Genomic DNA, 23,187 nt, shown 5'->3' on the forward strand with positions numbered 1-23,187 from the left:
TCTACGCTGCAAATAGGTGAAGCGCAAGATAGTCCCATTAATGCTTACTTTTGATATGTTTCAACTATCATCAGTTTCAACTACCAAGCGACGCGGAGCCACTAAACCATCATCATCAATCACAGCAATACCGATGAATTTGTTTTCATCTCCTTCGGTAACGCGTACCCACTCACTAGATGGTAAACGGTGCTGGCTACGAACAGGCTGTCCCTGCTTAAAATAAGCAGCAACGACAGATGTCAAATGAATTACGGGGAAATGCGTAACTGCCGTATCCATCGGTAACAGCAATGGATCGAGCAATTCTCCCGCTTCAATCTGTTGTCTTGCCGCCTGTTCTTTTAACCCATACAGCTGTTCCAATGTCACCATCCTATGATTAGGATAATTGGCAACCTGCAAACGATGCAGATAAATCACATGGGCACCACACCCCAACAACTCTCCTAAATCGTCAACGATCGTGCGGACATAGGTTCCTTTGGAACAGTGGATTTCCAGCTCCAGTTCATCACCCTCCCAGCGAATGAACTGCAATTCATACACGGTAATTGGACGCGCTTCCCGCTCAACTTCAACGCCTTGACGGGCATATTCATACAGCGGTTTTCCCTGGTGTTTTAACGCAGAGTACATGGAAGGAACCTGCATGGTATCACCGCGGAATATCTCCAATGCTGCATCAAGCTGAGCCGGAGTCACCTGAACTTCACGTTCACAAATGATTTTTCCATGTGAATCTGAAGTATCAGTGCGCTGTCCTAAACGGGCAATGACTCTATAGCGTTTGTCAGAATCCAACAAAAACTGGGAAAACTTGGTCGCTTCACCCAGGCAAATCGGCAACATTCCTGTTGCCAGCGGATCTAACGCACCTGTATGACCTGCTTTGCTGGCATTAAAGATCCGCCTTACTTTCTGTAAAGCATCATTGGAGGAAATATCCTGCGGCTTGTCCAACAGCAGTACACCGTGTATCGCACGACCCCGACGACGACGCCCCATTACTTTTCCTCGTTATGATCCGCAGAAGCACGACGCTGCTCGTCATTTTTTACGACATTAGTCACCAGATTTGACATGCGCATCCCTTCTATCAAAGAACTGTCGTAAGAAAACGTCAGTTCAGGAATAACGCGCAGACGCATCGCTTTACCCAGCAAAGAACGAATAAACCCAGAGGCTTCATTCAATGCCTTGATACTCCCCTGAACCTTATCTGAATCATGTTCTTCCACTAACACATTCAGAAAAGTCACAAATACTTTGGCATAAGCCAGATCGCGAGAAACCTCAACACCAGAAACAGTTGCCATACCGATGCGGGGATCTTTGACTTCACGCTGTAAAATGATGGCAATCTCTTTTTGCATTTCCTGTGCAACGCGCTGAGTACGACTGAATTCTCTTGCCATTGTTTTATCTCCTGACATTTTGGGGGGCATTGAGCCCCCCAAGAATGGAATGAATCTATACCCGTCTTTCTTTCAAGCTGCTACCTGAAATCTATTGGGCAATTGTGGTTTTTTAATCGATAGAGCGTTTAACTTCAACAACTTCGAAGACTTCAATCATATCGCCAACACGAACATCATTGTAGTTCTTCACACCGATACCACATTCCATGCCATTACGGACTTCGTTAACATCATCCTTAAAGCGACGCAGGGATTCCAGCTCACCTTCGTAGATAACCACATTATCACGCAGGACACGGATTGGATTATTACGCTTGATAGTACCTTCTGTCACCATACAGCCAGCAACTGCACCAAATTTCGGTGATTTAAAGACATCACGAACTTCTGCCAATCCCATGATTTGCTGTTTGTATTCTGGTGCCAGCATACCGCTCATTGCCTGTTTGATTTCATCAATCAAACTATAGATAACAGAGTAATAACGCAGATCAACACTTTCGTTTTCAATGATACGACGTGCAGAAGCATCAGCACGAACGTTAAAGCCCAGAATAATCGCGTTGGATGCTGCCGCAAGCGTTGCGTCCGTTTCAGTGATACCACCTACGCCAGAGCCGATGATTTTCACTTTCACTTCGTCAGTAGACAATTTCAGTAGTGAATCACAAATCGCTTCGCATGTACCCTGAACGTCAGTTTTCAGAACGATGTTCAGTTCAGATACCTTACCCTCTTCCATGTTAGCAAACATGTTTTCCAGTTTGGATTTCTGCTGACGAGCCAGTTTCACTTCGCGGAATTTGCCTTGGCGGTACAGTGCTACTTCACGTGCTTTCTTTTCATCACGTACAACAGTCGTTTCATCACCCGCAGATGGCACGTTGGATAGACCAAGGATTTCCACTGGCATAGATGGGCCGGCAGACATGACTTCCTGACCAAGTTCGTTACGCATCGCACGGATACGGCCATATTCGAAGCCGCACAGAACGATATCACCTTTGTTCAGGGTACCGGACTGCACCAGAATGGTAGCAACAGGACCGCGACCTTTATCCAGGAAGGATTCAATAACCACGCCATTTGCCATACCAGTACGAACTGCATTTAGCTCCAGAACTTCAGCTTGCAGCAGGATAGCTTCCAACAATTCATCAATACCGATACCAGCTTTAGCAGATACATTAATGAATTGGTTTTCACCGCCCCAATCTTCCGGAATAATACCGTACTGTGACAGTTCATTCTTCACGCGATCCGGATCAGCTTCTGGTTTATCAATTTTGTTAACCGCAACAACAACTGGCACACTAGCTGCTTTGGCGTGCTGGATAGCTTCGATAGTCTGAGGCATCACGCCATCATCCGCAGCGACAACCAGAACAACGATGTCGGTTGCCTTAGCACCACGAGCACGCATGGAGGTAAACGCAGCGTGGCCTGGAGTATCCAGGAAGGTAATCATGCCTTTTTCAGTTTTCACATGATATGCACCAATATGCTGGGTAATACCGCCCGCCTCACCGGAGGCCACTTTGGTTGAGCGGATGTAATCCAGCAAAGAGGTTTTACCATGGTCAACGTGACCCATGATAGTAACCACAGGCGCACGAGGCTCTGCCTGAGTTTCACCGGTGTCACGATCGCTCATCAGCGCTTCTTCCAGTTCGTTTTCACGACGCAGGATAACTTTGTGCCCCATTTCTTCAGCAACCAATTGAGCTGTTTCCTGATCGATAACCTGATTAATGGTCGCCATTGCGCCCATTTTTATCATGGTTTTGATGACCTGGGAACCTTTAACAGCCATCTTATTAGCCAGTTCAGCAACGGTAATGGTTTCACCAATCACTACATCACGGTTAACGGCTGCTACAGGTTTGGTAAAGCTCTGCTGCAAAGCAGAGGTTTTGCGCTGTTTACCTTTGGTACGGCCGACTGCACGTGCTTCTTCACGATCAGCTTTCGATTCAGAATGTTTGTTATTCTTCTTCTGGCGGGAGGATTTGCCACCACGGGTTCGGGTGCGGCGATCACCTTCAACTTTAGCGTCATTCTCATCTTCCGCATCACGGGCATGACGGGAAGTAGTTACATGGTAGTCATTGCTGTCATTAAAATCAGAGTTGTCAGACCATTTATCCTGATTTTCTTCTGCCATGCGGCGGGCTTCTTCTGCTACACGTTTTGCTTCTGCTTCAACTTTACGACGCATTTCTTCTTCAGCTTTGCGTTTTAAATTTGCTGCTTCAGCTTCACGACGCGCTTTTTCAGTTTGCGCTGCTGGCTCAGTTTGCACTGGTTTCGATTTCTTTTCGGTATGTTGCTTAGTCACTTTTTCTTTTTCCGCTACCTCACGCTGAGCCTTTTCAGCCTCTTCACGTTTGGCTTTTTCTTTTGCTTCACGTTTCGCTTGCTCTTCCGCGAGTTTCTTCGCTTCAGTTTCAAGCCGCGCCTTTTCTTCTGCCTCGCGCCGAGCCTGCTCTTCCGCTTCACGCTTCGCCTGTTCTTCCGCTTTAGCTTGTTCAATCGCGTCACGGTTCACATATGTGCGTTTTTTACGGACTTCAATCGCTACCGATTTACTTTTGCCACCGGTGCCAGGGACGTTCAGTGTACTGCGCGTTTTACGCTGTAGTGTCAATTTACCTGGCTGGCCGCCAGTACCGCCTTGTTCACGGTTCAGGTGGGCCAGCAAAGCTTCTTTTTCTTTCTGGGAAACAGAGTCAGTTGCGGTTTTCTGAATGCCAGCATCAGCGAATTGCTGGATCAGGCGTTCAACCGATGTCTGGATCTCTTCTGCCAGTAATCTTACGGTTACCTCTGTCATTCTGTTCCTTCCTGCTACAGTTTATTTATGCATCATCGCCAAACCAACAGATATTACGGGCTGCCATAATGAGTTCTCCTGCTTTCTCATCATTCAGTCCTTCGATATCAGATAAGTCGTCGATACCCTGCTCGGCAAGATCTTCCAGAGTACAGATGCCAAGGGCAGCCAGGTTAAACGCCAAAGTACGCTCCATGCCAGGCAGATCCAGTAAATCTTTGGCAGGTTGCTGATCACCAAAACTCTCCTTCTGGGCCAGTTCTAGCGTCGTCAAGGCCGCTTTTGCACGTTCACGGAGAACTTCAACGGTTTCCTCATCAAGGCCTTCTACTACCAGAAGTTCATTGATTGGTACATAGGCCAACTCTTCCAGTGTGGAGAAACCTTCTTCGACCAATACAGTGGCGAAATCTTCATCAATGTCGAGATGCTTAGTAAATGTATCAATAGAAGCATGAGCTTCTGCCTGATGTTTCGCTTGCAGCTCTTCCGCAGTCATGACATTCAATTCCCACTTGTCATCACCACGATGTTTTTTCAGCAATTGTGCCGCCAGACGGACATTTTGGCCATTACGACCAATAGCCTGAGCAAGATTGCTGTTTTCCACGGCAACATCCATCGTACAGTTATCTTCATCAACAACGATAGATGCAACATCCGCCGGAGCCATTGCATTAATAACAAATTGCGCAGGATTGTCATCCCACAATACGATATCAATTCGTTCGCCGCCCAACTCACTGGAAACGGCCTGTACCCTTGCACCACGCATACCTACGCAAGCACCAACCGGATCGATACGCTTGTCGTTAGTTTTTACTGCGATTTTGGCGCGGGAACCCGGATCACGGGCAGCAGCTTTGATCTCAATGATCTCTTCGCCAATTTCCGGTACTTCGATGCGGAACAATTCAACCAGCATCTCTGGACGAGAACGGCTAATGAAAAGCTGTGCACCACGTGCCTCTGGACGCACATCATACAAGACACCACGCACGCGGTCACCCGGGCGGAAGTTTTCACGTGGCAGCATGTCTTCACGTAAAATAACCGCTTCAGCATTATTACCCAAATCAAGCGTAATATTGTCACGATTTACTTTTTTGACCTGACCAGTCACGATCTCGCCCTGCTGTTCGCGGAATTGATCGACGACCATTGCACGTTCAGCTTCACGTACTTTCTGCACGATAACCTGTTTTGCAGTCTGGGTTGTAATACGGTCAAAAGTTACTGATTCAATTTGATCTTCAATATAACCACCCAGTTCAATTTCTGGGTCTTCAAATTTTGCAGCATCAAATGTGATTTCACGAGTCGGCAGAGTGACTTCTTCAACAACTAACCAACGGCGGAAAGTATCAAAATCACCGGATTTACGATCGATGCAAACACGGACATCAATTTCCTGCTCATATTTTTTCTTGGTGGCTGTCGCCAATGCAATCTCTAATGCTTCGAAGATTTTTTCACGAGGGAGAGATTTTTCATTAGAAACCGCTTCCACAACAGCCAGAATTTCTTTATTCATCCTAGTTGCCTCATCCGAACTTTAAAAGTGGGGTACCAGGTTCGCTTTCTGGATGTTGCTCAGTGCGAACACTTCGTCTTTTCCATCCACCGTAACCGTAATTATTTCACCATCAACAGCTTTGATAATTCCTCGCCATTTACGACGGTTTTGCATTGCCATACGTAACATCAAGCTGACTTCTTCACCCATGAAACTCTGGTAGTGTTCAGCCTTAAACAGTGGACGATCAAGCCCCGGTGAAGATATTTCTAGGTTATAAAGCCCTGAGATCGGATCTTCGACATCGAGTACTGCACTGACCTGATGGCTAACATCAGCACAATCATCAACAGTGATACCCTCCTCACTATCGATATAGACCCGCAGTGTCGATACACGTGCGCGAATAAACTCCAGGCCCACTAATTCAAAACCCAAAGCTTCAACTGGTGCTGAAATCATCGCTGTTAATTTTTGCTCTAATGTGGACAAGCCCACCCCCAAGACATAAAAAAAGGGCTATATTAGCCCAGTAGTTCTGCTGTCAAATAACAAAAAACCCCGAAATCCGGGGCTTATGTAACTGGACCCTGTTTACTGCCAGTGGTCTCAACCAACTTCTTTTATACCTCTCAAAGCTGTACCTCTGGGAGCAACCTGTCAAATCAGGATTGATACCCTAGGCTGCTAAATCATAACTATTTGAAAAGGTACATGTTGTTAAGAAGTGGTTGCGGGAGCCGGATTTGAACCGACGACCTTCGGGTTATGAGCCCGACGAGCTACCATGCTGCTCCATCCCGCGTTCGAAAACGTGGCAAATCTTACGCTGATAACACTAAAAACGCAAGTTTCTAGATTAATGGTGCCGAGGACGGGACTTGAACCCGTACGCCCGTTGTTTAGGCACTACCACCTCAAGGTAGCGTGTATACCAATTTCACCACCTCGGCACTGATTGTAGAACTGTTATCTTAACCTGTTAATGATACTAACCGTTTAAATCAACAACCCTACTCCAATTCTTTTACTGACTATTCTTTTTATAGAAAACTTTCTATCGAAAATTATTGTGGGATATCACTATTCGGTTTAGTTGGCTTTGCTGGTACTACTGGAACTTCTGCTTGTTTCTCAACGTGTGCAGGCTCAGCAATATCGTCCCACTTACCGCTTGAACCAGTTTTGTTACTGGTCATATTACCCAGCACCAGACTGATAACAAAAAACAGTGTTGCAAAAACCGCTGTCATGCGGGTCATAAAATTCGCAGAACCCGATGAACCAAATATTGTTGCAGACGCACCCGCACCAAAGGAAGCACCCATATCAGCACCTTTCCCCTGCTGTAGCAGAACCAGAGCGATTAGCCCGATACCGACCAGCAAGAATATACTTAAAAGAGCTCCATACATATGTTGTACCCGTTTCCTCGTGGGATTTACCATAACTTTGGTAACGTCATAACTCTAGTAATGTTTACTGCATCACCCGCTCAAAATAAAAAAAATTAACTTATTGGGCGGGTGTGAATACTAACCAAAGCGTTTCAGACAAGCAAGGTTAATTTCAAATACTGATGCTGATCGAAGAAAAAATCAACAAATCAGGCTATTTTTTTACAGCATCTGCAATGCGATGCGCCAGTGCCGTAACCTGTCCCTCATCTTCACCTTCTACCATCACACGGATCAATGGTTCAGTGCCCGATTTGCGTAACAGTACTCGACCACGACCCTCTAACTCAGTTTCAACTTCTTTAACAACTTCGAGTACTCGTTCCGATTGCAAAGGATCGTTATCACCACTAAAACGAACATTGACCAGCACTTGTGGCAATAATTTCATGCCACTACACAGGTCATGCAGACTCATATTATTGCGTACTATAGCACTCAATACCTGCAAACCAGCAACGATACCATCACCTGTTGTGGTTTTATCCAGTAATATGATATGGCCTGAATTTTCTGCACCTAAACGCCAGCCTTTTTCCTGCAACTTCTCCAGTACATAGCGGTCACCGACTTTGGCACGTTCAAATGGAATACCAAGCTGTTTCAACGCCAACTCCAATCCCATATTACTCATCAAAGTTCCTACTGCACCACCGCGCAGTTGCCCTTGTCGCAATGCTTCACGTGCGATGATGTAAAGTATCTGGTCTCCATCTACTTTCTGACCCAAATGATCAACCATGATTATCCGGTCACCATCGCCATCAAATGCCAAACCGACATTTGCCTGCTCTTCCTGAACCCGTTTCTGCAATAGCCGGACATCTGTCGCACCGCATTCTTCATTGATATTGATGCCATTTGGCTCACAGCCGATAGTTATAACATCGGCGCCCAACTCTCTCAGAACATTCGGTGCGATATGGTAGGTAGCACCATTAGCACAATCCAATACGATTTTTAATCCATTTAGACTTTGTTCACTAGGGAATGTGCCTTTACAGAATTCGATATAACGGCCTGCCGCATCAACAATACGATTAGCACGTCCTAATTCAGCAGATTCTACGCAGGTTAGCGGTTTTTCCATTTCGGCTTCAATTGCTTCTTCCACATCATCAGGAAGTTTAGTGCCATCAATGGAGAAGAATTTAATACCGTTATCGTAGTAAGGATTATGGGAAGCTGAAATAACAATTCCCGCTTCAGCACGGAAAGTGCGTGTCAGGTATGCTACGGCTGGCGTCGGCATCGGGCCAGTAAACGATGCTGATAGCCCAGCGGCTGCCAGTCCCGCTTCCAAAGCAGATTCCAGCATATAGCCAGAAATACGGGTATCTTTACCAATAATAATTTTGCGAGAACCATGACGCGCCAGTACCTTACCCGCAGCCCAACCAAGTTTTAAAACAAAATCAGGGGTAATCGGGCTATTACCGACTTTGCCACGGATACCGTCAGTACCAAAATATTTACGGTTACTCATAAATTTCTTTCTTCCTTTGCTGAACGTATTCTTTGTTCACAATCTGCGTTTTGCTGATAATTTTTCCGGCGGGGTTCGCTACTGACGAAAAATATTCTTCTCTGACAAAGTTACCTGGACAATCTGTATTGCCTGCACCGTTTCTTTTACATCATGCACGCGAATAATCTGAGCTCCCTGCATAGCCGCAATGACAGCGCAAGCAACACTTCCCGTTACTCTTTCCTGTGGTGGCACATGAAGTAACTGACCAATCATGGACTTGCGTGACATACCAGCCAGAATCGGCAGGCCAAGATGGTGGAGCTCTTTTAAATGAGCCAATAATTGATAATTATGTGATAAATTCTTACCAAAACCGAATCCCGGATCTATCATCAGCTTGTTTCTTGTAATACCTGCTGCAACACAGCGTTCAATCTGTGTTTCCAGATATGTTCTGACTTCCGCCACAATATCTTCGTAGTGAGGTTCTACCTGCATTGTTCGGGGTTGTCCCTGCATGTGCATTAAACAAACTGGTAACTCTGTTTTTGCCGCTGCCTCTAGTGCACCCGACCCCTGCAATGAACGGATGTCATTAATGATATGAGCACCTACTTTGGCAGCTTCCTGCATTACGATAGCTTTTGACGTATCAACAGAGATCCATACATTAAAACGCTGTGCCAAAGACTCTATTACAGGTACAACGCGATCTAGTTCCTCCTGTTCACTGACATCATCAGCACCAGGACGCGTCGATTCACCACCAACATCAATAATAGTGGCTCCTTCTTCAATCATTTTGGCAGCATGTTGTAGTGCCGCATCAAGGGTACTGTAAGTACCACCATCTGAAAAGGAATCAGGAGTAACATTCAGTATTCCCATGACTTGCGGATGGGAAAGGTCAAGAATACTGCCTCTGGCTGTCAGTTTCATCGCTAGGGGGCCTTAATGTTAAAAACCCCAGGAAAAACCCGGGGTTTAGTAAGTACGGTCTGTCAAAACCAGAGGCAACCTTCTATCAATGATCGCCCTTGGTCTGAATAGATTATGCAGTTGGACTACCATCCGCAGGTTTCGTGGCCTGCTGCTGAGACGATGTATTCTGACGGTTATTACTACTATTACTATTACTGCTATTACCGCCATTATTGTTATCGCCTTCCCAACCTGCGGGCGGACGAACTATAGTACGGTTCATCAGGTCATCAATCTGAGGCGCATCAATGGTTTCGTACTTCATTAAAGCATCTTTCATTGAATGCAAAATATCCAGATTATCCATCAGAATCTGACGTGCGCGCTGGTAGTTGCGATCAATGATAACTTTCACTTCTTGATCAATTAAACGTGCGGTATCTTCCGACATGTGTTTTGCCTTAGCCACAGAACGACCAAGGAAAACTTCGCCTTCTTCTTCCGCATACAACAATGGGCCTAGTTTTTCCGAGAAGCCCCATTGTGTCACCATGTTACGGGCAATGGATGTCGCCACTTTAATGTCATTGGAAGCGCCCGTAGAAACATTATCTGGACCGTAGATGATCTCTTCTGCAAGACGGCCGCCATATAAAGTAGAAATCTGACTTTCTAATTTTTGACGGCTGGCACTGATTTGATCACCTTCTGGCAAGAAAAAAGTTACACCCAATGCGCGACCACGAGGAATGATTGTCACTTTATGGACAGGATCATGTTCAGGAACCAAACGGCCAATGATGGCATGTCCTGCTTCATGGTAAGCGGTGGATTCTTTCTGCTCTTCTGTCATGACCATTGAACGGCGCTCTGCACCCATCATGATCTTATCTTTTGCCTTCTCAAATTCCACCATAGATACGACGCGTCTGTTGCCACGAGCGGCAAATAAAGCGGCTTCGTTCACCAGGTTTGCCAAATCCGCACCAGAGAAACCTGGTGTACCACGGGCAATAATGGAAGCATCAATGTCAGTATCCAATGGAATACGGCGCATATGAACTTTCAGAATCTGTTCACGGCCGCGAACATCAGGCAGACCAACGACAACCTGACGGTCGAAACGACCCGGACGCAACAGCGCAGGATCCAAAACATCAGGACGGTTAGTTGCAGCGATAACGATAATGCCTTCGTTACCCTCAAAACCATCCATTTCAACCAGCATCTGGTTCAGTGTTTGTTCACGTTCATCGTGTCCACCACCCAAACCAGCACCACGTTGACGCCCTACAGCATCAATTTCGTCGATAAAGATAATACAAGGAGCTGCTTTCTTAGCCTGTTCAAACATGTCACGAACACGAGAAGCGCCAACACCAACAAACATTTCAACAAAGTCAGAACCAGAAATAGTGAAGAATGGTACTTTAGCCTCACCTGCAATTGCTTTCGCCAGCAAGGTTTTACCTGTACCCGGAGGCCCTACCATCAGGATACCTTTCGGGATCTTACCACCCAGTTTCTGGAATCGGCCGGGTTCACGCAGGTATTCCACCAATTCACCCACTTCTTCTTTTGCTTCGTCACAACCAGCAACATCCGCAAACGTGGTTTTGATCTGATCTTCCGTTAACATACGGGCTTTGCTTTTACCGAAAGACATCGCTCCTTTACCGCCACCACCTTGCATTTGGCGCATAAAGAAGATCCAAACGCCAATCAGCAGTAGCATTGGGAACCATGAAATAAAGAGAGTCGCTAACAGGCCTTGTTGCTCTGGTGGTTCACCGACAACTTTTACCTGTTTGTTGAGCAGTGTATCCAGCAGCTTCTCATCCTGAACTGGCATATACGTGCTATATTTTCCACCGTTGTCTTTCTTAGTGAAATCAATGTCACGACCCGAAATACGTACTTCACTGATTTGATTATGTGATAACTCACTGATGAAGTTCGAGTAATCCACCCTACGACCACTGGAATCGCCGGGACCAAAACTCTGGAACAATAACATCAAGACAACTGCGATGACTAACCAGAGAATCAGGTTTTTCGCCATGTCACTCAAGGGATTAACCTCATATTACAACTGTGTTAACAAATAGCAGCAGGGTACTACACTTTCCGCCCTGTCGCTACAATGTATACTTCACGTGATCGTGCCCGCGAAGCGTCTGGTTTACGAATTTTAACTTTCGTAAAAAGGGAGCGTATTTCCCTCAGGTACTCATCAAAGCCCTCTCCCTGAAACACTTTGACGATAAAACTACCCCCAGGGGCCAGCACATCACGACACATATCCAACGCTAACTCAACCAGATACATGGATCGAGGAATATCGACCGCGGGGGTTCCACTCATATTGGGAGCCATATCCGACATGACGACCTGGACTTTATTATCACCAACCCTCTCAAGCAATGTTTTCAATATAAGTTCATCACGAAAGTCCCCCTGTAGGAAATCAACTCCGACAATGGGATCCATTGGCAAAAGATCGCAGGCAATTACCCGACCACGATCACCAATCTGACTGACTACGTACTGAGACCACCCACCTGGAGCAGCGCCTAAATCAACAACGGTCATGCCCAGTTTAAAAATTTTGTCGCTTTGCTGTATCTCATCAAGTTTAAACCAAGCGCGGGAACGAAGCCCTTTTTTCTGCGCCTGAAGAACATATTTATCACTAAAATGTTCCTGCAACCAGCGACTTGAGCTTGCTGAACGTTTTTTATTGGCCATTGTTCTTTCCAACTATACTAATAGAGAGTCCTATTTTTGCACTCTCTTATCAAACCACACCACACACTTATGGTGATAGATAAGAGATGGCGGTAGAATATGTCGTTTTCAATCCCAACTAAGCAAAAAAACGATGACTCTTAACAAGAAACAAGTGCAATACCTGAAAAGCCTCGCTCATTCATTAAAGCCTGTTGTTATGATCGGTAACAACGGACTGACTGAAGGCGTATTGGCCGAAATCGAACAAACCCTTTCGCATCACGAGCTTATCAAAGTCAAAGTTGCAGGCGAAGACCGTGAAATCAAAACTTTGATCGCGGAAGCTATTGTTCGTGAAACTGGCGCATATAATGTGCAAATTATTGGAAAAATGCTAGTTCTCTACCGCCCATCGGAAGAGCGCAAGATTAGTTTACCGAAATAATCTCAACATACTTATACAAAAGTGCCATTCTACTATGATAAAAAAGGCCAAATCAGGCCTTTTTATTCCCATCATCAACATATAATGGCCACTTTCTATGCCCTTCCCCACCCTACGAGCGGGAAAGTTAATTCAACCTTTAAATTGAATATCAAATATACTCGACGCTCAAAACTTCATATTCCACTTTGCCACCCGGAGTATCGATCACAGCAACGTCATCCACTTCTTTGCCAATTAAACCACGGGCGATGGGCGAGTTAACCGAAAGCAGGTTTTCTTTGATATTCGCTTCATCGTCCCCCACAATGCGGTAAGTCTGTTCTTCATCAGAATCAACATTCAATACCGTTACCGTTGAACCAAAAATCACACGGCCATTGTTGGTCATCTTAGTGATATCGATCACTTGTGCATTAGAAAGTTTAGCTTCAATTTCTTGAATACGGCCTTCACAGAATCCCTGTTGCTCACGAGCAGCGTGATATTCAGCATTTTCTTTCAAGTCACCGTGCTCACGCGCCTCAGCGATTGCAGCAATAATTTGAGGGCGACGTACATTTTTCAGATATTCTAATTCTTCGCGCAATTTATCTGCGCCACGTACCGTCATCGGAATTTGTTTCATTTATCAAACCTCTAAATCAATCCTAAGCCCAGACAACATCTTCCTGATTTTTGCAATAACATCACTTCTCTTGCAATAACAGTATTTTGCAATAGACTACAACACAATGAGCACACCCTATCAGGCGGGCTTCCAGACAATAAAAGAAGCGTAAACTACAGAATACGCTGATAGTTCACATACATATTTAAACTGCTAATCTATCATTTTAACGTAGAGTTGATGATGGATCATCGTTTACTTTTTCCTGAATTGCATCTTAGTATTATTGATACAAATATTATCGGAATACATCCACGTTTATATGCGAGATCTATGGCTCTTTTAAAAATTACCAGCAGAATAGCTTGGATGCTCAGTTTGAGCCTGAGTATTTTCAGTGCGAATGCCTCTTCAATTGAAGAAAATATTCAATATTTGCCAGCGGGAACCAATTTTTCATTTATCGCCCAGAAAGTCGGCGAAAAAATACCTATCATTGATTATCATGGACAGCAATTGGCATTACCTGCCAGTACTCAGAAAATTGTGACAGCATTAGCTGCCTTATTACAGCTTGGCAAAGATTTCCGTTTTGTCACTACATTAGAGAGTGACGCTAATGTTGAAGATGGCAGATTAAAGGGCAATCTTATTGCCCGTTTCGTTGGTGATCCATCGCTAACACGCACACAACTGCGCAATATGGTAGAAGAGTTAAAACAGTCTGGTGTACAGCAGATTGATGGGGATCTCATCATAGATATTTCCATTTTTTCCAGCCACGATAAAGCACCCGGCTGGGTATGGAATGATATGACACAATGTTTTAGTGCTCCTCCTGCCGCCGCCATTGTGGATAAGAACTGTTTTTCAGTCTTACTCTACAGCGCTGAACAAGCTGATACATTAGCCACTGTCCATGTTCCTTCGTATTATCCTGTCAATGTATTCAGTGAAGTAAAAACACTTGCGAAAGGTTCTCCAGAAACAAAGTATTGTGAACTTGATGTAACAACAGGAGAATTGAACCGATATACGCTAACTGGCTGCCTGACACAACGTAGCGAACCCTTGCCACTGGCATTTGCTATCCAGAATGGAGCAAGCTACGTGGGTGCTATTCTGAAAAATGAACTACATCTTGCTGGAATTGAACTAAAAGGCCATCTACGACGTCAATCGCTCCCTGAACAACCAGAAAAGATCCTCACATTGAATCAATCAGCACCTTTACATGACCTGCTCAGAATCATGCTGAAAAAGTCAGATAACATGATAGCCGATACCGTTTTTCGCACCTTGGGGCATTATTACTTTAACGTTCCCGGTACCTGGCGCTCCGGCTCTGATGCTGTTCGTCAGATCTTAAAACAAAAAGCAGGTATTGATCTTGATAATACTGTCTTAGTTGATGGTTCCGGCCTTTCACGCCATGATCTTATCACTCCTTCAACAATGATGGAGATTTTACAATTCATTGCCCAGCACAATAATGAACTGGATTTTATCTCCATGCTGCCGCAAGCAGGTTATGATGGTACTTTAGCCTATCGTCCCGGCTTGCATGAAGCTGGAGTTAATGGCAAAGTTTTTGCGAAAACAGGGTCACTACAAGGTGTATATAATCTTGCTGGCTTTATGAACGCTGCCAGCGGACAACAGATCGCTTTTGTCCAATTTATTTCGTCTTACTCCGTCTCTCCTGAAAATCATCGTCAGCGCCGTGTTCCTCTTACCCGTTTTGAAAGCCATTTATATAAATCGCTATACAAAAACAATTGACGAAAATGCCTTCAGAGAGAAAATGCCTTCAGAGAGAATAAGAAAAAAGGGCGCTTCAAATACGCCCTTTTCCATCATTTGTATATCTGGTGTGAAAACTTAGCGTTTGTAAATAAATTCAACGCCTTCTTCATCTTCTTTGTCCCAGTCGTCATCCCAATCATCAGTATCAGGTGCTTGCTGCAACTGTTCTTTATGGTAGTCATCCCACATGAACTCAACTTTTTCTGGCTGCGATCCTTCCTCGGCATCTACTTGACGAGGCTGAGCCTTGATGAATTCCATGATATCCCAGCAGAGTTCTTTCACTCCCTGACGATTCACGGCTGAAATCATGTAGTAGTCACCTTCCCAACCCAGTTCATCAGCGATCGCCTTCGCTTTCAATTTAGCCTCTTCCGGATCGGTCAGATCAACCTTATTGAATACCAACCAGCGTGGTTTTTCAGCCAGTTTTTCACTGTATTTATGCAACTCATTGATGATAATACGGGCATTTTCTACTGGGTCAGATTCATCAATCGGACAGAGGTCGATTAAGTGCAACAGTACACGGCAACGCTCCAAATGTTTCAGGAAACGAATACCCAAACCAGCCCCTTCTGATGCACCTTCAATCAAACCTGGGATATCTGCTACTACGAAGCTTTGCTCGTTATCCATACGTACGACGCCAAGACTTGGTACTAACGTCGTAAATGGATAATCAGCGACTTTAGGTTTTGCTGCTGAAACAGCGCGAATGAAGGTAGATTTACCCGCATTTGGCATTCCCAACATCCCTACGTCAGCCAGTAACATCAGCTCCAACATCAAGTCGCGGCTCTCTCCCGGCGTTCCCATGGTTCTCTGGCGAGGAGCGCGGTTAACAGAGGATTTAAAACGGGTGTTACCCAACCCATGAAAACCACCTTTTGCAACCATCAGACGCTGCTCATGACGTACCATGTCACCCAGAATTTCTCCTGTAGCAATATCACGGATACGGGTCCCTACTGGTACTTTAATGGTAATATCCTGACCACGCTTGCCTGTACAATCGCGGCTTTGCCCATTTTGCCCACGTTCAGCACGGAAGGACTTTTCAAAACGGTAATCGATTAGCGTATTGAGGTTTTCATCTGCCAGTAGATAAACATCACCACCATCACCGCCGTCACCTCCGTCCGGCCCACCTTTTGGAATATATTTTTCACGACGGAAGCTGACACAGCCATTGCCACCATCTCCCGCTACAACCAGTATCCTGGCTTCATCTACAAATTTCATCACTTTTCTCCGTAGGATAGCCACTATAAAGCTGGATGGCAGATCGTACCCAGAGATGGCATAATCCAAAATATAAAAAGCCCCGCAACACACATTGCAGGGCTTCCGATTCGATCGAAGTTCAAAAAACTTATTCAGCTACTATGCTAATAAATTTACGGTTTTTTGGACCTTTAACTTCGAATTTAACTTTTCCGTCAGCTAATGCGAACAGGGTGTGGTCACGGCCACAACCTACATTGTTGCCTGCGTGGAATTTAGTACCACGTTGACGAACGATGATGCTACCTGCCAAAACAGATTCACCACCAAAACGTTTTACACCCAGACGTTTGCTTTCAGAATCGCGACCGTTACGAGTCGAGCCGCCAGCCTTTTTGTGTGCCATTAATCTGCTCTCCTAATATCTTAAGCGATGCCAGTGATTTTAACATCAGTGAACCACTGACGGTGGCCCTGCTGCTTACGGCTGTGTTTACGACGACGAAACTTAACGATTTTAACTTTCTCACCACGACCGTGCGCAACAACTTCAGCTTTAACTTTAACGCCTTCAACTACTGGAGCGCCGATTTTGATGTCTTCACCATTAGCGACCATCAGAACCTGGTCAAACTCAACAGTTTCACCTGTTGCGATGTCCAGCTTTTCCAAGCGAATAGTTTGACCTTCGCTTACTCGGTGTTGTTTACCACCACTTTGGAAAACCGCGTACATATAAACTCCGCTTTCCGCGCACCCCCCTAAAATTCTTTCCAGAGCGCGCTATAAAAAATATTCACAATAGGGCGCGAATTCTACGCAAAAACCGCTTGGAAGACAAGAGCAGAATTAGAACAGAGGAGAAAAAAGCCGAGTTTTTCGATTGTCATTTATTTGAACGTTTTTTCAAGTACAATCAATATACCGTGATATCTATTGATATACTAATTAATGAGCACAGCTCTGAATCAGAGTCCGAAGCTAAAACATGAACTTAGAATCGATAATTAAACTTACAGCTGATGATATGGCAGCGGTTAATGAAACAATTCTTAACCAATTAAATTCTGATGTAGCGCTAATCAACCAGCTTGGCTACTACATTATCAGCGGCGGTGGTAAACGTATTCGCCCAATGATCGCAGTGTTGGCTGGTAAGGCACTGCATTATGAGGGAGAAAAACATATCAAAATTGCTGCCCTGATCGAATTTATTCACACAGCAACCCTACTCCATGATGATGTCGTAGATGAGTCCGATATGCGCCGCGGTAAAGCAACTGCCAATGCTATGTATGGCAACGCAGCCAGCGTATTGGTTGGTGATTTTATCTATACTCGCTCGTTTCAGATGATGACAGACCTCAACTCCATGCGAGTGCTGAAATTGATGTCTGACGCCACGAATGTTATCGCTGAAGGTGAAGTGATGCAGTTGATGAACTGTAATGATCCGAACATTTCAGAAGATGACTACATGCGTGTCATTTACAGTAAAACTGCGCGTTTGTTTGAGGTAGCCGCCCATTCTCCCGCTATTTTGTCTAATGCAACTCCAGAGCAAGAAGAGGCACTACGTGATTATGGTCGCTATCTTGGTACTGCATTTCAATTGATTGATGACCTGTTAGACTACAATTCCGATGATAATACACTTGGAAAAAACACCGGAGATGATTTAAATGAAGGTAAACCAACGCTTCCCCTCTTACACGCTATGAATCACGGAACGCCTGAACAGTCAGCACTGATCCGCGAAGCTATTGAAAAAGGCAATGGCCGCCATTTACTGGATACTGTGCTTACAACGATGAAACAGTGCGGTTCACTTGATTACACCCGCCAACGGGCGGAGGAAGAAGCAGATAAAGCAATTTCAGCGTTACAAGTGCTTGATGAGTCTCCATACAAAGCGGCCCTTGTGGGATTAGCCCACATCGCTGTACAGCGACGTTCCTGAGCCAGACCCAGATAGTATACCCTGGGTATAAGTATCCCAGACTATTCAGTCTGGGATACTCCCTTTGTTTTCAACCTCTTGAATTCCTACATATTGAACAATGCTGGTAAGTCCTTTACGTAAAATGAACTTAACCATTCGCTCCCTTTCTGGCTTAGTCAATTGATAATAAGCTTCCACCCAAATCATAAACGGATCCTGTCGTTTGTTCCGATAATGCTCAACCGAGTTCTCACTGACAGTCAGTACACTCAAAACATCTTCGGGCAAGCTATTGATATGATATTCTAGTGCTTTTCCCTGCACTCCACGCTTACGGCGTTGTTCCCAGCCTTCACGTCTTGCCATCAGGTTCACTCCTTGGGGAGACGATGGCAGGCCAGCGAGGCCAATGAGTTCCTTTGCAGAATACCATTCTTTTTTCATCTCTCTCTCCTCGCTTTATACCGGAGCAGTAAAGAGGAAGCCAAATTTTAAGCATTTAGCTTTTCAAAAGCTGCCTCAGGTAGCTATAATTTTTTCCAAAAAACTTCTTATTCCATCTCGTAGTATCACTTCTGTAATTACCTCCTTTTCTTCATCCGTGAGTAAATTAAACGCACTTACCCAAATGGATAGAGGGTCTTGTTTCTGAACCTGATATTCAGGTGATATTTCATTAAGCTCCAGAGCGGCCAATGTTGATTCAGGAAAACATGAATAGTGATATTCAATTGCTCTTCCCTGAACACCTGTTCGTTTTTGTCTCAACCACTCTTCACGTTTGGCTCTGGCATTGACTCCTTGTGGTGATCTAGGTAACTCACCTACACCGGTCAACTCCATTGCCGTATACCACTCTTTTTTCATAATGTTTCTCTATTTTTGTAACCAAGTTCAAAAAAGAAGTTATTAAGAAAAAATTAAAAATATTTTTAGAAAAAATAATGTTATTTTATTTTCTTAATAACAGATCCATGTTCGTTATTAATTTCACTCTAACGCTTTAGTTATACCACTAATGTGGCTCTAAATTTAATAGGAAAGGATTAAAAAAATGATTTCTATGAAATCGGATTGGCATCCTGCTGATATTATTGCTGCTTTACGTAAACGTGGAACAACTCTGGCCGCTGTTTCTCGTGAATCAGGACTAAGCTCATCAACTTTGGCGAATACTCTTTCTCGCTCGTGGCCCAAGGGAGAATGGATAATAGCAAACTACTTAGGTATTCATCCGTCTGAAATATGGCCAAGCCGTTATTTCAATCCTCATACTGGAGAGTTATTAGAAAGGAAAATAAGAGAGAAAAAAGAATAATTAGCTACCAATATAATTATTGAAAGAAAAACCGCTAGCTTTTTTTAAACTAGCGGTTTTCGTTATCTAATATATTTAAGTTAATTCGTATATTAATAAATTAAGAATTAATTGAATTAACCATTAATAAATCTTTCGCCTAATTCAATATCTTTTTTCAGAACGTCCAGCATATTATCCAATGCTTTCTGTTCAAACTCACTCAATCGACCAATATCTAAACGTTCTTCGATACCATTTTTACCCAAACGAACAGGTTGTGCGAAGAAACGAGCATATTTGCCGTCACCTTCTACGTAACAGCATTCAATAACATTGCTTTCACCCTGCAAACCACGGATCAAAGAAAGGCCCAGACGTGCTGCTGCTTGACCCATAGACAAAGTTGCAGATCCACCACCTGCTTTTGCTTCAACAACTTCAGTACCTGCATTCTGAATACGTTTCGTCAACGCTTCCACTTCTTCATCAGTGAAGCTGACACCCGGGATCTGAGACAGTAATGGCAGAATAGTTACGCCAGAGTGACCGCCGATAACAGGAATTTCCAACTCTTCTGGTTTCTTACCTTTCAGTTCTGCCACAAACGTATTAGAACGGATAATATCCAGAGTAGTTACGCCAAACAGACGATTCTTGTCGTAAATCCCCTCTTTTTTCAGCACTTCGGCAGCGATTGCCACAGTGGTGTTCACAGGGTTGGTAATAATTCCGATTAATGCTTTTGGACATGTTTTAGCAATCTGTTGAACCAGATTACGGATAATTCCTGCATTAATATTGAACAGATCTGAACGATCCATACCAGGTTTACGTGCTACACCTGCAGAAATCAATACAACTTCCGCTCCTACCAATGCAGGAGTTGCATCTTCACCAGCAAAACCAGTGACCTTCACAGCTGTTGGGATATGGCTCAGATCGGCAGCTACACCAGGGGTCACCGGAGCAATGTCATACAAGGAAAGTTCTGAACCTGAAGGAAGCTGGGTCTTGAGTAGAAGGGCAAGTGCCTGACCAATACCACCGGCTGCACCGAGAACTGCAACTTTCATCCTGATACTCCTTTAAATAAGTGCTGTAAAAAACTTAAACCTGTCTGGTTAAGAGACTTAATATTTCCCATACAAAGTATAAGTATGGAATAAGCTCTCAGCCTTACTCATCACTACGTATTAAAACAATCTGTTAACAGACAGATTATCTACCTAATAGCCCAATGATGGAACACTAAAGTTTTTTATTTTAGACAAAATGCTTGTCTGTTAATGAGATAACAGGCACTTTTTTAGGAATTATTCCTATTATCTTATTAATTACTCTGTTGATTAACTTGTCTTTCTCCTTTACCTGAATAATGCCATTTTATTAACAATACATTTACCAGGCTCAATAACGTAAATATTCGATCTATTGGGTTTGTTCTTCTCTTCCTTGCATAAAAATTCACTTTTTGCATAATATTGGCTTCATAAGTGGATTCAACGATGGTGAAATATGCGAATTCCTTCGAAACAGGAAGATTTAGTAAAAGCTTTCAAAGCATTATTAAAAGAAGAAAAATTCAGTTCTCAAGGCGAGATAGTTGCAGCACTCCAAGAAGACGGTTTTGAAAACATTAACCAATCTAAAGTTTCCAGAATGCTGACAAAATTTGGCGCTGTCAGAACCCGTAATGCAAAAATGGAAATGGTCTACTGTCTGCCAGCAGAATTAGGTGTCCCCACGGCCACCAGCCCATTGAAAAATCTGGTATTAGATGTTGATTATAACCATTCCGTAGTTGTCATTCGTACCAGTCCTGGCGCAGCACAGTTGATCGCGCGTTTATTGGATTCATTAGGAAAAGCAGAAGGGATCCTTGGCAGTATTGCAGGAGATGACACTGTTTTTTCTACACCGACACAAGCCCTTACAACCAAGCAGCTCTATGAGGCTATCCTCAATCTGTTTGAGCAAGAACTGTAAATCAACCGCCTGTAAAACCATTTAAAAACACGGCATCACTACATACCATTTTGCCAGAGAAAATTGTGCCATAGGTTCTGTACAAGAGGAACGCTGCTCATTGCGATCCTCTTAATTCAACGTTTATGATCAATTAAGCAGCGTGTGCTTTCTTATTCAACGCCGCCAATAATTTCTCATGAATACCACCAAAACCGCCATTACTCATGATCAGTATGTGGTCACCCGGCTGGGCTGCCTCCACAATCATGCGTACTAACGTGTCAATATCCGTACTCCAGCTAACAGGTTGAACACATTGTTCCGCAATTTCAGCAACCTGCCACTGGATATTACCAGGTTGAAACAGAAAAACTTCATCCGCACGACCCAGGGAAGGAGCAATATCATTTTTGCTCATACCCAATTTCATGGTATTTGAACGTGGTTCCAGCACTGCAAGAATGCGCGCCATACTACCCGCTTTGCTTCTCAACGCTTCCAGTGTCGCCAAAATTGCCGTTGGATGATGGGCAAAGTCATCATAAACCGAGATATCATTCACTCTGCCAAGCAATTCCAGTCGGCGACGAGCATTAATAAAGTCACCTAATACCTGACAGGCATCATTAGGCTGAATTCCTACATGGTGAGCTGCTGCAATAGCCATCAAGCCATTATGCATATTGTGTTCCCCCACCAATGACCAGTTAACTTCACCCACTAATTCACCATGATGGTATACCTGATAAGTACTGCTGTCCTGAGTGTTTTTTTGGACGTGCCAAACCCCTGTTTCCCCGAGGTGTTCCAACTCACTCCAGCATCCCATTCCAAGTACTTGTTTCAGATTTACGTCATTATCAGGTACAAGGATTTTACCCAAGCCCGGTACGATTCTGACAAGATGGTGAAATTGCTTTTGGATGGCAGCCAGATTTTCGAAAATATCAGCATGATCGAATTCAAGATTATTCATGATGAGTGTACGAGGGCTATAATGAACAAACTTTGAACGTTTATCAAAGAAAGCACTGTCATATTCATCCGCTTCAATCACGAAAAACGGGCTTTCACCAATCTGTGCTGAAACATCAAAATTGCCCGGCACACCACCAATCAGAAATCCCGGTTTATAGTCACAGGCTTCCAAGATCCACGCCAGCATACCCGCTGTTGTTGTTTTGCCATGTGTTCCTGCAACAGCCAAAACCCAACGCTCTGGTAAAACATGATCATGTAACCACTGTGGGCCGGATGTATAAGGAATACCGCGATCCAGAACCGCCTCAACACAAGGATTACCACGTGTCATAGCGTTACCGATGATCACCATATCTGGCACAGGAGCGAGTTGGGAAGGATCGTATCCTTGGATCAGTTCAATACCCTGATTTTTCAACAGAGTACTCATGGGAGGATACACATTGGCGTCAGAGCCGATAACTTCGTGACCTAATGAACGGGCGAGTATCGCCAGCCCTCCCATGAAAGTACCGCAGATGCCAAGAATATGAATACGCATTTATTTCTATCCGATATC

23 protein-coding genes and 2 tRNA genes are annotated in these 23,187 nt (G+C 44.3%); 5 read left to right on the forward strand and 20 right to left on the reverse strand.

Features of this window, described 5'->3' with window-relative positions:
• Positions 1-60: 60 nt before the first annotated feature.
• The 12 genes from truB to rlmE all read right to left on the reverse strand — a co-directional run bounded on the left by truB (position 61) and on the right by rlmE (position 12,367).
• Positions 61-1,008, reverse strand: coding sequence for a tRNA pseudouridine(55) synthase TruB (truB, locus tag HGO23_RS17695; RefSeq protein WP_209027396.1), 948 nt, complete (start codon positions 1,006-1,008; stop codon positions 61-63).
• Entirely contained in the window at positions 1,008-1,418 is a 411-nt protein-coding gene (gene rbfA / locus HGO23_RS17700) for a 30S ribosome-binding factor RbfA (RefSeq protein WP_099134296.1), read from the reverse strand. The genes truB and rbfA overlap by 1 nt, the downstream gene beginning before the upstream one ends.
• 112 nt (positions 1,419-1,530) lie before the next feature.
• The gene (infB, locus tag HGO23_RS17705) at positions 1,531-4,254 is read right to left on the reverse strand and encodes a translation initiation factor IF-2 (protein WP_099134295.1); all 2,724 of its coding nucleotides are present in this window, start codon (positions 4,252-4,254) and stop codon (positions 1,531-1,533) included.
• 25 nt (positions 4,255-4,279) lie between these two features.
• Entirely contained in the window at positions 4,280-5,788 is a 1,509-nt protein-coding gene (nusA, locus tag HGO23_RS17710; protein ID WP_099134294.1) for a transcription termination factor NusA, read from the reverse strand.
• Between the two features lie 21 nt (positions 5,789-5,809).
• Positions 5,810-6,262: a ribosome maturation factor RimP gene (gene rimP / locus HGO23_RS17715; protein ID WP_145956604.1), complete on the reverse strand. Its 453-nt coding sequence runs from the start codon at positions 6,260-6,262 to the stop codon at positions 5,810-5,812.
• A gap of 236 nt (positions 6,263-6,498) precedes the next feature.
• A tRNA-Met gene (locus tag HGO23_RS17720) sits at positions 6,499-6,575 on the reverse strand.
• Positions 6,576-6,633: 58 nt separating this feature from the next.
• A tRNA-Leu gene (locus HGO23_RS17725) sits at positions 6,634-6,723 on the reverse strand.
• 114 nt (positions 6,724-6,837) lie between these two features.
• The gene (secG, locus tag HGO23_RS17730) at positions 6,838-7,185 is read right to left on the reverse strand and encodes a preprotein translocase subunit SecG (RefSeq protein ID WP_099134292.1); all 348 of its coding nucleotides are present in this window, start codon (positions 7,183-7,185) and stop codon (positions 6,838-6,840) included.
• 196 nt (positions 7,186-7,381) lie between these two features.
• Complete coding sequence (glmM, locus tag HGO23_RS17735) at positions 7,382-8,713, reverse strand: phosphoglucosamine mutase (RefSeq protein WP_099134291.1); 1,332 nt, start codon at positions 8,711-8,713, stop codon at positions 7,382-7,384.
• A gap of 78 nt (positions 8,714-8,791) precedes the next feature.
• Positions 8,792-9,637: a dihydropteroate synthase gene (gene folP, locus HGO23_RS17740; protein WP_209027397.1), complete on the reverse strand. Its 846-nt coding sequence runs from the start codon at positions 9,635-9,637 to the stop codon at positions 8,792-8,794.
• A gap of 112 nt (positions 9,638-9,749) precedes the next feature.
• Positions 9,750-11,690: an ATP-dependent zinc metalloprotease FtsH gene (gene ftsH / locus HGO23_RS17745; RefSeq protein ID WP_209027398.1), complete on the reverse strand. Its 1,941-nt coding sequence runs from the start codon at positions 11,688-11,690 to the stop codon at positions 9,750-9,752.
• A 47-nt stretch (positions 11,691-11,737) separates the two neighbouring features.
• On the reverse strand, positions 11,738-12,367 hold the full coding sequence (rlmE, locus tag HGO23_RS17750; RefSeq protein ID WP_099134288.1) for a 23S rRNA (uridine(2552)-2'-O)-methyltransferase RlmE: 630 nt from the start codon (positions 12,365-12,367) through the stop codon (positions 11,738-11,740).
• A gap of 133 nt (positions 12,368-12,500) precedes the next feature.
• On the opposite strand from rlmE, the gene yhbY reads away from it, so the two are divergent.
• Positions 12,501-12,794: a ribosome assembly RNA-binding protein YhbY gene (gene yhbY / locus HGO23_RS17755; protein WP_038261477.1), complete on the forward strand. Its 294-nt coding sequence runs from the start codon at positions 12,501-12,503 to the stop codon at positions 12,792-12,794.
• Between the two features lie 151 nt (positions 12,795-12,945).
• Here the strand turns inward: yhbY and greA are convergent, their stop codons facing one another.
• Entirely contained in the window at positions 12,946-13,422 is a 477-nt protein-coding gene (greA, locus tag HGO23_RS17760) for a transcription elongation factor GreA (RefSeq protein ID WP_099134287.1), read from the reverse strand.
• Positions 13,423-13,737: 315 nt separating this feature from the next.
• On the opposite strand from greA, the gene dacB reads away from it, so the two are divergent.
• On the forward strand, positions 13,738-15,186 hold the full coding sequence (gene dacB / locus HGO23_RS17765; protein WP_169923001.1) for a serine-type D-Ala-D-Ala carboxypeptidase: 1,449 nt from the start codon (positions 13,738-13,740) through the stop codon (positions 15,184-15,186).
• A 99-nt stretch (positions 15,187-15,285) separates the two neighbouring features.
• Here the strand turns inward: dacB and cgtA are convergent, their stop codons facing one another.
• The 3 genes from cgtA to rplU form a co-directional block, all read right to left on the reverse strand.
• Positions 15,286-16,455, reverse strand: coding sequence for an Obg family GTPase CgtA (cgtA, locus tag HGO23_RS17770; RefSeq protein WP_209027399.1), 1,170 nt, complete (start codon positions 16,453-16,455; stop codon positions 15,286-15,288).
• A gap of 130 nt (positions 16,456-16,585) precedes the next feature.
• Positions 16,586-16,843: a 50S ribosomal protein L27 gene (gene rpmA / locus HGO23_RS17775; protein ID WP_038261469.1), complete on the reverse strand. Its 258-nt coding sequence runs from the start codon at positions 16,841-16,843 to the stop codon at positions 16,586-16,588.
• Between the two features lie 20 nt (positions 16,844-16,863).
• Positions 16,864-17,172, reverse strand: a complete 309-nt coding sequence (gene rplU / locus HGO23_RS17780) for a 50S ribosomal protein L21 (protein ID WP_045968299.1) — start codon at positions 17,170-17,172, stop codon at positions 16,864-16,866.
• Between the two features lie 253 nt (positions 17,173-17,425).
• On the opposite strand from rplU, the gene ispB reads away from it, so the two are divergent.
• A complete protein-coding gene (ispB, locus tag HGO23_RS17785) occupies positions 17,426-18,397 on the forward strand; it encodes an octaprenyl diphosphate synthase (RefSeq protein ID WP_099134284.1) in 972 nt (323 codons plus the stop codon).
• Positions 18,398-18,442: 45 nt separating this feature from the next.
• On the opposite strand, the gene HGO23_RS17790 is transcribed toward ispB, so the two are convergent.
• Both HGO23_RS17790 and HGO23_RS17795 read right to left on the reverse strand, forming a co-directional pair.
• Positions 18,443-18,823: a DNA-binding protein gene (locus tag HGO23_RS17790; protein ID WP_099134283.1), complete on the reverse strand. Its 381-nt coding sequence runs from the start codon at positions 18,821-18,823 to the stop codon at positions 18,443-18,445.
• A 75-nt stretch (positions 18,824-18,898) separates the two neighbouring features.
• Entirely contained in the window at positions 18,899-19,246 is a 348-nt protein-coding gene (locus HGO23_RS17795) for a DNA-binding protein (RefSeq protein ID WP_099134282.1), read from the reverse strand.
• A gap of 187 nt (positions 19,247-19,433) precedes the next feature.
• On the opposite strand from HGO23_RS17795, the gene HGO23_RS17800 reads away from it, so the two are divergent.
• Positions 19,434-19,697 (forward strand): helix-turn-helix domain-containing protein, encoded by a 264-nt coding sequence (locus HGO23_RS17800; RefSeq protein ID WP_038261455.1) that lies wholly within the window; start codon positions 19,434-19,436, stop codon positions 19,695-19,697.
• Positions 19,698-19,813: 116 nt separating this feature from the next.
• On the opposite strand, the gene mdh is transcribed toward HGO23_RS17800, so the two are convergent.
• On the reverse strand, positions 19,814-20,752 hold the full coding sequence (mdh, locus tag HGO23_RS17805) for a malate dehydrogenase (RefSeq protein ID WP_209027400.1): 939 nt from the start codon (positions 20,750-20,752) through the stop codon (positions 19,814-19,816).
• Positions 20,753-21,194: 442 nt separating this feature from the next.
• On the opposite strand from mdh, the gene argR reads away from it, so the two are divergent.
• Positions 21,195-21,665, forward strand: coding sequence for a transcriptional regulator ArgR (gene argR, locus HGO23_RS17810; RefSeq protein WP_099134280.1), 471 nt, complete (start codon positions 21,195-21,197; stop codon positions 21,663-21,665).
• 133 nt (positions 21,666-21,798) lie between these two features.
• On the opposite strand, the gene mpl is transcribed toward argR, so the two are convergent.
• Positions 21,799-23,169, reverse strand: coding sequence for a UDP-N-acetylmuramate:L-alanyl-gamma-D-glutamyl-meso-diaminopimelate ligase (gene mpl, locus HGO23_RS17815; RefSeq protein ID WP_209027401.1), 1,371 nt, complete (start codon positions 23,167-23,169; stop codon positions 21,799-21,801).
• Positions 23,170-23,187 lie beyond the last annotated feature (18 nt).

Source organism: Xenorhabdus budapestensis (assembly GCF_017743015.1).
In the GTDB taxonomy this organism is placed as follows: Bacteria; Pseudomonadota; Gammaproteobacteria; order Enterobacterales; family Enterobacteriaceae; genus Xenorhabdus; species Xenorhabdus budapestensis.